Annotated in this window: 10 protein-coding genes; 7 read left to right on the forward strand and 3 right to left on the reverse strand. The window is 73.0% G+C overall.

Annotated features, from left to right (window positions below):
• The first annotated feature begins 15 nt into the window (after positions 1–15).
• From mtrB to secA, 6 genes are all read left to right on the forward strand, one after another.
• Positions 16–1716 carry an MtrAB system histidine kinase MtrB gene (mtrB, locus tag ACFFF6_RS11030; RefSeq protein ID WP_376980627.1) on the forward strand — a complete coding sequence of 567 codons (1701 nt, stop codon included), beginning with the start codon at positions 16–18 and terminating at the stop codon, positions 1714–1716.
• On the forward strand, positions 1713–3428 hold the full coding sequence (locus ACFFF6_RS11035; protein ID WP_376980629.1) for an LpqB family beta-propeller domain-containing protein: 1716 nt from the start codon (positions 1713–1715) through the stop codon (positions 3426–3428). The genes mtrB and ACFFF6_RS11035 overlap by 4 nt, the downstream gene beginning before the upstream one ends.
• Positions 3429–3557: 129 nt before the next feature.
• The gene (locus tag ACFFF6_RS11040) at positions 3558–4439 is read left to right on the forward strand and encodes a ComF family protein (RefSeq protein ID WP_376980631.1); all 882 of its coding nucleotides are present in this window, start codon (positions 3558–3560) and stop codon (positions 4437–4439) included.
• A 158-nt stretch (positions 4440–4597) separates the two neighbouring features.
• A complete protein-coding gene (gene hpf, locus ACFFF6_RS11045) occupies positions 4598–5236 on the forward strand; it encodes a ribosome hibernation-promoting factor, HPF/YfiA family (RefSeq protein WP_376980633.1) in 639 nt (212 codons plus the stop codon).
• Between the two features lie 177 nt (positions 5237–5413).
• Entirely contained in the window at positions 5414–6718 is a 1305-nt protein-coding gene (locus ACFFF6_RS11050) for a winged helix-turn-helix domain-containing protein (RefSeq protein WP_376980634.1), read from the forward strand.
• A gap of 98 nt (positions 6719–6816) precedes the next feature.
• Positions 6817–9750, forward strand: coding sequence for a preprotein translocase subunit SecA (gene secA / locus ACFFF6_RS11055; protein WP_376980636.1), 2934 nt, complete (start codon positions 6817–6819; stop codon positions 9748–9750).
• An 84-nt stretch (positions 9751–9834) separates the two neighbouring features.
• On the opposite strand, the gene ACFFF6_RS11060 is transcribed toward secA, so the two are convergent.
• Both ACFFF6_RS11060 and ACFFF6_RS11065 read right to left on the reverse strand, forming a co-directional pair.
• Complete coding sequence (locus ACFFF6_RS11060) at positions 9835–10239, reverse strand: Rv3235 family protein (protein ID WP_376980640.1); 405 nt, start codon at positions 10237–10239, stop codon at positions 9835–9837.
• A complete protein-coding gene (locus ACFFF6_RS11065) occupies positions 10236–11108 on the reverse strand; it encodes a LysM peptidoglycan-binding domain-containing protein (protein ID WP_376980642.1) in 873 nt (290 codons plus the stop codon). The genes ACFFF6_RS11060 and ACFFF6_RS11065 overlap by 4 nt, the downstream gene beginning before the upstream one ends.
• 194 nt (positions 11109–11302) lie before the next feature.
• Here ACFFF6_RS11065 and ACFFF6_RS11070 point away from each other — a divergent pair, with 194 nt between their 5' ends.
• A complete protein-coding gene (locus ACFFF6_RS11070; RefSeq protein ID WP_376980644.1) occupies positions 11303–11851 on the forward strand; it encodes a hypothetical protein in 549 nt (182 codons plus the stop codon).
• 22 nt (positions 11852–11873) lie between these two features.
• Here ACFFF6_RS11070 and ACFFF6_RS11075 read toward each other — a convergent pair whose 3' ends face one another.
• Complete coding sequence (locus ACFFF6_RS11075; protein ID WP_376980646.1) at positions 11874–12113, reverse strand: helix-turn-helix transcriptional regulator; 240 nt, start codon at positions 12111–12113, stop codon at positions 11874–11876.
• Positions 12114–12198: the final 85 nt, after the last annotated feature.

Genomic DNA, 12198 nt, shown 5'->3' on the forward strand with positions numbered 1-12198 from the left:
GACGGGCCCCGTGCCGTGACCGCTCCTGACACGGAGCCGGTGACCGCCGCCCGTGCGGACGGCCCCGCCCGCCTGGACATCTTCCGATGGTCGCTCGCCGCCCGGGTCGTGGCGGTCACGATCCTGCTGGCCATGATCTCGATCCTCACCGTCGGCGCCTACCTGTCGTCCGTGATTGCCGAGGGCCTGTTCGACCAGCGACAGGAGCGCGTCCTGGACGAGTCCTCGGTGCTGAGGGACGACCTGATCGTGCTCCTGCAGCAGTCCGTGGGGACGACCACCACCCAGCAGCGCGACTCCGCGACGGACTTCATCCAGACGGTGCGCCAGAGCACCGACAGCGCCGGGCGGGAGGCCGCCCTGATCCCCGTGGACGAGACCGGCGGCATCGTGCCCATCTCCTCGGACCGCACCGTGCTCGACCTCGTCGAGCAGGAGGCCGACGAGGACTTCACGGCCGCCCTCGTCGAGGACCCCGACGCGCTCACCTACCGCAGCGTCGCGCTCGCCCGTCCCGACGGCGGCACCGACCCGGGTATCCTCGTCGGCACCCGCGTCACCGTCGCCGGCAGCGGCAGCTACGACCTCTACCTCGTCTTCTCCCTGCACGAGGAGCAGAGCACCCTCTCGTTCGTGCAGCGCGTCATGGCAGGCGGCTTCGCGGTGCTCCTCGCCCTCATGGTGGGGGTCGCCTTCGTGGTCTCGCGCCTGGTGACGATCCCGCTGCAGCGCGCGGCCTCCGCCGCGGAGCGCCTCGCCGACGGAGATCTGACCAGCCGCGTCGAGGTCAAGGGCGGGGACGAGCTGGCCCGCGTGGGCGAGTCCTTCAACGACATGGCGCAGAGCCTCGAGCAGAAGGTGCAGGACCTCACCGAGCTCTCCCGCGTCCAGCAGCGCTTCGTCTCCGACGTCTCCCATGAGCTGCGCACGCCGCTGACCACGATCCGCATGGCGACATCGGTGCTCGAGGACGGACGCGACGCCTTCTCGCCGGAGCTCGCCCGCACGACCGAGCTGCTTTCCACGCAGGTGCGGCGCTTCGACTCCCTGCTCGCCGACCTCCTGGAGATCTCCCGCTTCGACTCGGGCGCCGCGATCCTCGAGGCGCGCCGGGAGGACATGGGGGAGCTGGTGCGTGCGGCGATCGACGACATCCGCCCGCTCGCCGGGCGCCAGGGCGTGGTCATCCGCCTCGATCAGTCGGGGGCCACGAGCGCCGTGGTCGACCGTCGCCGCATCGACCGGATCCTGCGGAACCTGCTGACCAATGCGATCGAGCACGGGGCAGGGCATCCCGTCCTGGTGCAGACCGGCGCGGACCACGAGGCGGTCGCGGTCGTGGTCCAGGACTTCGGCCACGGCATCTCGCCCGAGAGCGCGAGCAAGGTCTTCGAGCGGTTCTGGCGGGCGGATCCGTCGCGCGCCCGCACCCTCGGGGGAACGGGTCTGGGGCTCGCGATCAGCGCCGAGGACGCGCATCTGCACGGCGGCTGGCTGCAGGCCTGGGGACAGCAGGGCAGCGGCGCCGTGTTCCGCCTGACGCTGCCGCGCCGCCCCGGCACGGTGCTGCACCGCTCGCCGCTGCCGCTCGAGCGGCGCTTCGCCCTCATCGAGCAGCCGGGCGAGGTGCCGGAGAGCACCCCGGCCCCGTGCGGCCAGAGCGTGGTCCGCCCCGACGACCTGCCGCGCATCGACACCGAGGAGGATCCCGCATGAGCCGCATCGGCCCGCTCCCGCCGCGACGGACCCTGCTGCGCGCCGCGGCGCTCGCCGGCACGGGCCTCGCCCTCGGCGCCTGCGCCAGGATCCCCGTCTCCTCGCCGGTCGAGCAGCGGACCCTCGCGGGCTCGGCCGTGCTGGACGCCCCCTACGTGCAGCCGCTCCTTCCGCGGGACGGCGCGACGCCGGAGGAGATCGTCCTCGGGTTCGTGCAGGCGGGCGTCGGGCCGGAGGACGACTACGCCGTCGCCCGCGCCTACCTGGCGCCCGGCCTCCGCGATACCTGGAACCCGGAGGCGGCGGTCACGATCTATCCCGCCGGCATGGAGCTGCAGGTCATGGAGACGACGGAGGGCGAGGTCCGCCTCACGGTGCAGGCGCAGGCCCAGGTCGACGCGCGCGGGATCCGCACGATCCTCGGCACGGCCTCGACCCGCGAGCTCGACCTGCAGCTCGAGCAGGTCGACGGCCGATGGCGCATCGCCGCCGCGCCCGATGGCGTGTTCCTCTCGCAGGCCGCCTTCGAGAACCTGTTCACCCCGGCGCGGCTGTACTTCGTGGACCCGCGCGGTCTGCACCTCGTGCCGGACCCGCGCTGGTTCCCCCTGCAGGAGAACGTGCAGAAGCTGCTCACCCAGCTGATCGCGGGGCCCTCGGAGGTGCTCGGCGCCGCGGTCGGAAGCGCGGTCCCCGACCTCGGGGAGCTCGCGGAGGCCCCGGTCACGGTCGATCCCGACGGGGGCACCCGCCTCGTGCTGCCCGAGGGCGTGCGGGCCCTTCCCGAGCCGCAGCGCACCCGGGCGCTCGTCCAGATCCAGACCTCCCTGCGCACCCTGCAGGGTCTCAGCGCGGTGCGGGTCGAGTCCGACGGCGAGCTGGTCGACCTCGCCGGGCAGGGCCTGTCCCGGCCTCTGCCCGGGCACCGGCCCATCGGCGCAGGACCCACCGGGATCATCTCGCTGGCCGACACCACCGCCGGCGCCGATGCGGCGCAGCTCGTGCCGGCGCTCGCCGATGTGGCGGTGTCCGCGCCGGCGATCGGCCAGTCCACACCGGTGGCCGCGGCCCTCGCGGCCGACGGCTCGACGCTGCTGCTCGCCTCGACCGACGGCTCCGTGCCCCGCCGCGATGCGGCCCAGGGAGGCCGGGTCATCGCCCCGCGCGTGGACGATGCGGGGTACGTGTGGACCGCGCCGGTCGCGAACGCCGGGGCGCTGCTCGCCGTCTCCTCGGCGGCCTCGGCCTTCGACGCCTCCGTCGACGCGCCCTGGCTCGCCGGACGCGAGGTGCGCGGGGTGGACCTGTCCTCCGACGCCACGCGCCTGGTCGTGCTGTCCGCGGACCGCGCGGGCACTCGCCTGGACCTGTGCGCCGTGGTCCGCAGCGGGAAGGGCGAGCCGACCGCGCTCACCAGCCCGGTCGCCCTGCACGCGGCCCTCGAGGAGATCGCTCTGGTCAGCTGGTACGACGAGGCCAAGCTCCTGCTGCTGGGGTCCGCCGCCGCCGGGGAGGAGCCGCAGGTGCTGGTGCTGGACCTCATGCAGGGGCTCGAGACGATGCCGACCCCGCGCCCGGGCACGAACCGGGTCGCGGGCAGCGCGCTGTCGGAGACGATCTGGGCGACGACCTCGGACGGGACGCTGCTGCGCTCGACGGGATCGGGCTGGTCCCCGGTGGACCTGCCCGCGCGTGACCCGGCGTTCTACTGACGGCCCTCCTCCGGCGGATCTCTCCGCCTCCCCATGGCACGCCTCCCGCGCCCTCCCCGCCCCTCCTCCCCATGCCGGTCCTGTCCACATCGCCCGGTGCGGCGGCGCCGGACATGATCGTCTGGGGTCATGTCCGCCGGCTCCCCGCCCCTCCCGCCTCCCCGATCGCCCTCTGCCGGCGGCCGCTCCGCGGGGACCGCGTCCGCGACGGGCCTGCTGCGACGCATCCTGTTCGACACCTGTGCCCTCGTCCTCCCGCTGGAATGCCCGTGCGGGCAGGAGGGGACGCTGCTGTGCCCCGCCTGCCGGGCGCTTCTGCACCAGGGGGCGCAGGAGGTGCAGTCCGTCTGCGACGCGCTGCAGCACGTGGGCGCGGCGCGCGTGCGGGAGCTGGGGCCGCACGCTCCCGCCGGGGTCGACTACGACGCGCTCTTCCCGGTGCTCGCGCTCGGCGAGTACGCGGGCCCGCTGCAGCGGCTCGTCGTCGAGTGGAAGAACCGCGGCGCGTTCCATCGCACCGCGCAGATCGCCGATGCGCTCGCCCCGGTGATCACGGCGCTCCTGGCCGGGAAGGAGCCGCACGAGGCCGTGCTCGTCCCCGTCCCCTCGCGCCTGGGCAGCCGGATACGCCGCGGGGAGGACCACATGCGGCTGCTCGCCCGGGAGCTCTCGCAGCGCACGGGCGTGCCGGTGAGGGCGCTGCACGGCTCCCTCAGCGGCTCCCAGGCGGGCAAGGGGTCCCGGCAGCGCCGACATCGCCGATTCCGCGTCGCTGTCCTGTCCCGTCCGCGGGCGCCCGCGGAGCGGGACGGCGATCGCGCCCCGCGGGTGATCCTGCTCGACGACGTGGTCACCACGGGTGCGACGCTGCGCGCCGTCCACGAGGGGGCGCCGTGGGCCGATCGCACGCTCGCCGCGGTGGTCGTCGCCTCGGCGCGATGGCCTGCGCCACCTCGCCCCGGATCCTCCGCCCCGACGAGCACGGCGGCTCCCGGGACGTCCGCGCGATGAGATTGCTCGGCGTTTTCCCTGCGCAGTCCCATGGGTTCGTGTCATGCTGGCTCCACTCGATACGACGAGTGCCTTCGAGACGAGGAGGTGGGTCCCCCAACCAGCGCCATGGCGGCCGGGCGTTGAGCGGCCGCGCCGAAGATTCCGAGGAGGACCTCATGGAGATCAATGTCGTCGGACGCCATATGGACGTCCCCGAGCGCTTCCGCCGCCACCTGGAGGACAAGCTCGACAAAGTCACCCAGCTCGCCCCGGCCGCGCTCCGGGTCGACGTGGAGGTGTCGCACGAGAACAACCCGCGCCAGAGCGAGCTCAGCGATCGCGTCGAGCTCACGGTGCACGACAACGGATCCATCATCCGGTCCGAGGCCCGGGCCGACGATCTCTACGCCGCGCTGGACGTGGCCTACGGCAAGCTCCTGGAGCGCCTGCGCCGCGCACGGGACCGCCGCAAGGACCGCCATCGCGGGAAGGAGCGCGCCCACCAGTCCTCGGTCGCGTCCCTGCGCACCCTGCCCACGGATCCGGACGCCGCCCAGGAGGCCGCCGCGGCGGCGACCGATGCCGCCGCCGAGGAGACTCCGGCCGACGAGGGCCTGAGCCCTGTCGTGATCCGCGAGAAGCGGCATGCCGCCGACCCGATGTCGATCGATGACGCGCTCTACCAGATGGAGCTCGTCGGACATGACTTCTACCTGTTCATCGATGCCGACTCGAACAACCCCAAGGTGGTCTACCGCCGCAAGGGCTGGAGCTACGGCGTGATCGAGCTCGATCGGGAGCTTGAGGACGCCTGAGGCGGTGATCGCCGGGACGGCGGGGCGGGAGGCGCGAGACTGCCTCCCGCCCCGCCGTGTCTGCGGACAGCTCCTGTCCGCGGATCGGCGGTACCGTGCCCGCATGACCTCTCCCGCCCGTGGGCCCGCCTGCGCCCCTCGACCCTGCCGATGCCCTCTCGAGCCGGGGAGGCGTCGATGACCGAGACCCTCAGCTGGGCGCGAGCTCGCCGGATCGCGCTGCGGGCCCAGGGAATGGGACCCGCCCGGCGCACGGCACGGCCGTCCTCCCGCCGCGGGAGCTTGCAGGCGCTCGCGGGAACCCTGCAGCGCACGCATCTGCTGCAGATCGATTCCGTGAGCGTCTTCGCCCGCGCCCACCACCTCCCGGTCTTCACGCGCACCGGCAGCTGGGACCCCGCCGTCCTCGACACCGCCTCGCGGCCCGGGGAGCAGCGCCTGGTGCGGGAGGCCCTCGCCCACGAAGCCGCCTATGCCACCCACGAGGTGCACGACCTCCTCGCCTTCCGCCGAGCCCGGGCGCGGCACCGGGACTGGGAGGCCGTGCGTCGCGCCGCCCGCGAGTCGCCGCAGCTGCTGGACGAGATCCGCGACGTGGTCCGGGAGCAGGGGCCGCTGAGCGCCGCCGCCGTCAGCCGCCATCTCGGCGACACCGACCGGGGCGAGGGCTGGGGATGGCGGCGCACCTCGAGCCAGTGGGCGGTCGAGTACCTCTTCCGCAGCGGCGAGCTGGACTGCGTGGGACGCAGCAGCCAGTTCGAGCGCCTCTACATGCTGGTCGAGGGGGCGCCCCGCGCGGAGGACCTGCCCGCGCCGCCGACGGACGGCTCCGCGGACCCGGCGGCCCTGCGCGCCCTCGTGTCCCTGGCGGCCCGCGCCCATGGCATCGCCCAGCCGTCCTCGCTCGCCGACTACTTCCGGCTCGGGCAGACGGAGGTGCGGCCCGCGATCGAGGAGCTGCGTCGCAGCGGCGAGCTGAGGGAGGTGCACGTCGAGCTGCCGGAAGGGCCCCGCCCCTTCCTGCTGCACCGCGATGCGCCGGAACCGGCACCGCTGCGCAGCGCCGCGCTCGTGAGCCCCTTCGACCCGATCGTCTTCCACCGGCCGCGGCTGCAGACGCTGTACGACGTCGAGTACCGCATCGGCATCTACACCCCGGCCGCGCAGCGCAGCAGCGGGTACTACTCCCTCCCGTTCCTGCAGGGCGACCGGTTCCCGGCCCGGGTGGACCTCAAGGCGGACCGGGCCCGCGGCGTGCTCGAGGTGCGCGGCGCCTACCGGGAGGAGCTCGGGCGCATGCGACCGCGGGAGCGGCCGACGGTCGAGAGCATCGTGCCGGCGCTCGCGGGAGAGCTGTCCCGGGCGGCTCGCTGGCAGGGCCTGGAGACGGTCGAGGTCCTCACGGGAGCCGGGACGGGCGAGCTCTCGGCGGCGCTCGCCGCCGTGGTCCGCTCGGGATCCGAGGTCCCGCAGCCGGCGTGATCCGCCTCCGTTCCTGCATCGCATCCGCAGGACCGGCGACTACGATGGGACGGCACGAAGCGTCCGGCGGGACGATTCCAGACGAAACGGGAGTACCTGTGGCGAACCTCTTCGACAAGATCCTGCGCGCCGGCGAGGGCAGGGAGCGGCGGAAGCTCGAGTCCATCGCCCAGCGGGTGGGGGAGGCCGAGGACGTCTTCACCGATCTCAGCGACGAGGAGCTGAAGGAGGAGACGGCGCGGTTCCGGGAGCGCCTCGAGGACGGCGAGACCCTGGACGACATCCAGGTCGAGGCCTTCGCCGCGGTCCGGGAGGCGGCGCGCCGGACCCTGGGGCAGCGCCCGTACGACGTGCAGGTCATGGGCGGTGCGGCCCTGCACCGCGGTCGGATCGCGGAGATGAAGACCGGCGAGGGCAAGACGCTCGTGGCGACGCTCCCGGCCTACCTCAACGCCCTCGCGGGCAAGGGCGTGCACATCGTCACCGTCAACGACTATCTCGCCACCTACCAGAGCGACATCATGGGCCGCGTGTTCCGCTCCCTGGGACTCACGACGGGCGTGATCACGGCGGGACTGACCCCCGAGCAGCGTCGCGAGCAGTACGCCGCGGACATCACCTACGGCACGAACAACGAGTTCGGCTTCGACTATCTGCGTGACAACATGGCGCATTCGCCGAAGGACCGCGTCCAGCGCGGGCACTTCTTCGCGATCGTCGACGAGGTCGACTCGATCCTCATCGACGAGGCGCGCACGCCGCTGATCATCTCCGGCCCCGCCGGCGGGGACGCCAACAAGTGGTACGGCGAGTTCGCGAAGGTCGTGAAGCTCCTGCGCCGCGACCGCGACTACGAGGTCGACGAGAAGAAGCGCACCGTCGGCATCCTCGAGTCGGGCATCGACAAGGTCGAGGACCACCTGGGCATCGACAACCTGTACGAGTCGCTGAACACACCGCTGATCGGCTTCCTGAACAACGCCATCAAGGCGAAGGAGCTGTTCAAGCGCGACAAGGACTACGTGATCCTCAACGGCGAGGTGCTCATCGTCGACGAGCACACCGGCCGCATCCTTGCAGGTCGCCGCTACAACGAGGGCATGCACCAGGCGATCGAGGCGAAGGAGGGCGTCGCCATCAAGGCGGAGAACCAGACGCTGGCCACGATCACCCTGCAGAACTACTTCAAGCTCTACGAGAAGCTCTCCGGCATGACCGGCACCGCCGAGACCGAGGCCGCCGAGTTCATGAACACCTACGAGCTGGGCGTCGTGCCGATCCCCACGCACAAGGAGATGCAGCGCCAGGACCAGGCCGATCGGGTCTATCGCACCGAGAAGGCGAAGTTCGACGCCGTCGTCGAGGACATCGTCGCCCGTCACGACCGCGGTCAGCCCGTGCTGGTGGGCACCACGAGCGTCGAGAAGTCCGAGTACCTCTCCAAGCTGCTGACCGCGCAGGGTGTGGACCACGAGGTGCTGAACGCCAAGAACCACGCCTCGGAGGCGTCGATCGTCGCCATGGCCGGCGCCAAGGGCGCGGTCACCGTCGCGACCAACATGGCCGGCCGCGGCACCGACATCATGCTCGGCGGCAACGTCGAGTTCATGGCCCATGCCGAGCTCGCGCGACGCGGGCTGGACGCGGAGGAGGACCCGGAGGGCTACGAGGCCGCCTGGGACGAGGCGATCGAGCAGGCCCGGGAGGCGGTCGCCGAGCAGCACGACGAGGTCGTCGAGCTCGGAGGCCTGTACGTGCTGGGCACCGAACGTCACGAGTCGCGTCGCATCGACAACCAGCTGCGCGGACGCTCCGGGCGCCAGGGCGACCCCGGGGAGTCCCGCTTCTACCTGTCGCTGCAGGACGATCTCATGCGTCTGTTCAACGCCACCATGGCCGAGTCGCTCCTCGCCCGCGGCGGCGTGGACGAGTCGATCCCGCTGACCGGCCGCGTCGTCTCCGGAGCGATCCAGCGGGCGCAGACCTCGATCGAGTCGCGCAACGCGGAGATCCGCAAGAACGTCCTCAAGTACGACGACGTGCTCACCAAGCAGCGCAAGAAGATCTACGAGGAGCGCAGCCGCATCCTCGACGGCGAGGACCTCACCGAGCACGTGGACCGCTTCATCGACGAGGTCATCGGCGGCAGCGTCGATGCGGCGACCAAAGGCACCAACCCCGAGGACGTGGACCTCGAGGAGCTGTGGGGGGCGCTGCGGTCGATCTACCCGATCTCCATCACCGCCGAGGAGCTCATCGAGGACGCGGGCGGCAAGGAGAACCTCTCCGCCTCGCATCTGCGCGAGGAGATCCTGGCCGATGCCCGCCTGGCCTACGACCGCCGCGAGGAGGAGCTCGGCGAGGCCGCGATGCGCCAGCTGGAGCGCCGCGTCCTGCTGTCCGTGATCGATCGCCGCTGGCGCGAGCACCTCTACGAGATGGACTATCTCAAGGAGGGCATCGGACTGCGGGCCATGGCCCAGCGCGACCCCCTCATCGAGTACGAGCGCGAGGGCCACCTCATGTTCAACGACATGACCGCGGGGATCAAGGAGGACGCCGTCGGCTACCTCTACAACCTCGAGGTGACGGTCCAGAAGGCGGCTCCGGTCGTCCCCGAGGCGGTGTCCAAGCTCGTCGGCGCCGTCGGCGCGAGCGTGAAGGCCGTCGCCGCCGCGAGCGGGTCCGCGGGGGCGACCGGCGCCGCCGCGCCGGCTGCAGGGCAGGACGAGCAGGCCGAGTCGGAGCAGGGCGAGGACGGGGCGGCGGAGGCCGACGTCGTGCTGGAGGCGAAGGGCCTCGGCGACGGCCCCTCGGCCGGACAGCTGCGCTACAGCTCCGCGGAGGCGAGCGGCGCCCAGGACGTCCGGTCGCTGTCCCGTGCGGAGCGGCGCCGACGCGCGAAGCTCGAGCGCCAGAGGCGCGCGGATCCTGCGGCCCGTTCCGCGCAGAACCCCGAGGACAGCGGCGAGAAGCCGCGTCCGGACTCCGCCTCCCGGAGCACGGGGCCCCGCAGCGGCCGTCGCCGCTGAGACGCCCGCGGCGCAAGGCGGCGGCCCGGCATCCTCGCGGATGCCGGGCCGCCGCCGGTCTCGCGCGAGCGGGCGCGGAGAGCATCAGCCGATCTCCAGGACGGTGACCCGCCAGCCCGTGTGCCGCAGCTCCCAGCGCATGGCGAGGAAGCGAGCCCGGTCGGCCTCGCGCAGCACGGCGCTCGCCTCGACCGTGCGCTCGTCCACGATGCATACCCGCACCCCGGTCACGGCGATCCGCAGGGATCGGGGATCGCGGCGCGTCGTCGTCCCCCGCAGCCGACGGGTGAGCGAGGCGCGACGCGCCAGCATCGCGGAGATCTCGGGCGTGACGATCCGGGAGAGCGCGGTGACGGGGCGGGCGTCGCGGATGATCTCGATCGCGCTGCGTGCGATCGGCTCGACCATGGGCTCGACGCAGCGCGGGTCCTCGGGTGCGCATCCGGTCCCGGCCGGGGCTGAGGCGGAGCGCTGGTCGGTGGCGGTCATGATTCCTCCTGCTGATCGGTTCCGGGAGCGGCGGTAGGTGCCTCGTCCTGGGCGGCCGCATCGACGCCGACGGGCACGGCGAGGACCATCCCCGGCTCGATGAGATCGGGATCGGGTCCGATGATCCGGCTGTTGACGGCGTACAGCTCCGGCCAGACCGCTGCGATGCGGGCGTCATCGTCCGCACCGGGGCCGAGCAGGTCGTCCGTGATCGACCAGAGGCTGTCGCCGGGGCGGACGACGACCGAGGTCGGGTCCGGGACTTCCGGCCCCGCGTCCTGATCCGCGCCCGCCGCGACGACCGGCGCCGGGTCGGCCCATCCGAGGCGCGACGGCGCCCCCGCACCGGGCTTCCCCTCCGATGCGACGTGCACGTCCCCGGGCCCGGCGTCGCGCGCCGAGTCCCCCTCGATCGGGAGCACCTCGAGCTCGGCGCCCGCCGCGGACCGCGCCACCCCCGTCCCGCCCATGGGCAGGGCGATGGGGGCAGGGGCGGGACCGGCCTGTTCGTCCCAGGCGGAGGAGTCGGTGGCCAGCGCCGGGGAGAGGGCCAGGGTGCCGACCGCGGCCGTCGTCGCCGCGCCGACGGCGAGGCGGCGGGCCAGGGCGGGGGCGAGGACCCGCAGCACCTGGAGGCTGACGCGACCGCCCCGTCCCGAGCGGCCTGCGGCTGCGACCGCGGCGAGCGTCCAGATGAGGGCGAGGTACAGGCAGCCGAGTCCGGCGGCGGCCGCGAGGAGGAGGATCGCGCTGGCGACCATGCCGCTCGTCCCGGCCCCGTGCAGCGCCTGCGGGAGGAGATGCGCGAAGGTCCCCGCGCACATCAGGGCGAGGGCGAGGGCGGTCATGGCCAGCACGGCCGAGGCCATGGGCCGCGGGGCGCGTCCTGCGGAGCGCTCGTGATCCGGGGATCTCTCGGTCCTATGGTGAAGTTTGATGGAGTTTGCTGTCATGTGATGCACCCTACGACGGTCCGCTGATGTGGGCAAGCGGAGCGAGGCCGAGAGAGGCGGGAGGGGGAGCCGGGGGACCGGAGCCGACCCCAGCTGGCTACAGTGGGTCCATGAGCCTCGGGAGGATGTTCGACGACCTCGAAGGACGGTTCGCGCATCTCGAGGGCCTCGACATGCGCGCCATGTCCGACGAGCTCGCCCGCGCCGAGAGGTCCCAGGTCCAGCTCGCGGATCGCTTCCGCGCCGCGCAGTCACGTCCGGTGGGGATCCACCTCGATGGCGGGATCCGCGTCGACGGCATCGTCGACGAGGTCGGGGAGGGATGGGTGCTCCTGCGTGCCGCCGTCGAGGGAGGGCGATCCCTCGTGCCGATGCCGCGGATCGCGATGGTCGAGGGTCTCACGGCGCGGGCGCGGCCGGCGGAGGAGTCGCGGGCGAGCCTGCCGCGCGGCATCGGGCACGTGCTGCGGCGTCTCGCCCGGGACCGCTCGCTCGTGCGGATCCGGACGGACGGAGGCTCCTGCCACGGAAGGATCCGGGCGGTGGGCGCGGACGCCCTGGACGTGCTCACCTCGCCCACCGGAGAGGCGAGCCGGGTGCCGGGACGTCAGGAGATCGTCGTGCCCTTCGCCGCCCTGCTGCTCCTGCAGGAGGTATGAGGGCGACGGGAGGGGGCCCGGTTCAGCGGGCGCTCTCGGAGCCGGCCGCGTCCGCCGCGCGCTCCTGCTCGAGGAAGGTGCGGGTCTCCGCGTAGCTGCGCTGGATGTAGTCCTCGAGCTCGCTCAGCTCGACGCGCCACTGTCCGCGTCCGCCCACCTTGATCGCCCGCAGCTCCCCGGAGCGCACGAGAGCGTAGGCCTGCGAGGCGGAGATCGACAGGGTCTCCGCGACATCGGCCAGCGGGACGAAGCGGGCGGGCATGGCATCTCCTCACGATCGGGCCAGGCCATTGTCGCATCCCCGCCGCTCCCACAGCGGCCGGAGCGCCGACCGGCCGCTGTGGGAG

The sequence above is a fragment of the Brachybacterium hainanense genome, from assembly GCF_042434575.1.
Classification (GTDB): domain Bacteria; phylum Actinomycetota; class Actinomycetes; order Actinomycetales; family Dermabacteraceae; genus Brachybacterium; species Brachybacterium hainanense.

Bases quoted from the DNA above. Each gene is read 5' to 3' on its own strand.
- ACFFF6_RS11040 (WP_376980631.1), top strand. From the start codon at position 3,558: ATGTCCGCCGGCTCCCCGCCCCTCCCGCCTCCCCGATCGCCCTCTGCC.
- ACFFF6_RS11075 (WP_376980646.1), bottom strand. From the start codon at position 12,113: ATGCCCGCCCGCTTCGTCCCGCTGGCCGATGTCGCGGAGACCCTGTCG.
- ACFFF6_RS11065 (WP_376980642.1), bottom strand. From the start codon at position 11,108: ATGGCCTCGGCCGTGCTGGCCATGACCGCCCTCGCCCTCGCCCTGATG.
- ACFFF6_RS11035 (WP_376980629.1), top strand. From the start codon at position 1,713: ATGAGCCGCATCGGCCCGCTCCCGCCGCGACGGACCCTGCTGCGCGCC.
- ACFFF6_RS11050 (WP_376980634.1), top strand. From the start codon at position 5,414: ATGACCGAGACCCTCAGCTGGGCGCGAGCTCGCCGGATCGCGCTGCGG.
- hpf (WP_376980633.1), top strand. From the start codon at position 4,598: ATGGAGATCAATGTCGTCGGACGCCATATGGACGTCCCCGAGCGCTTC.
- ACFFF6_RS11060 (WP_376980640.1), bottom strand. From the start codon at position 10,239: ATGACCGCCACCGACCAGCGCTCCGCCTCAGCCCCGGCCGGGACCGGA.
- ACFFF6_RS11070 (WP_376980644.1), top strand. From the start codon at position 11,303: ATGAGCCTCGGGAGGATGTTCGACGACCTCGAAGGACGGTTCGCGCAT.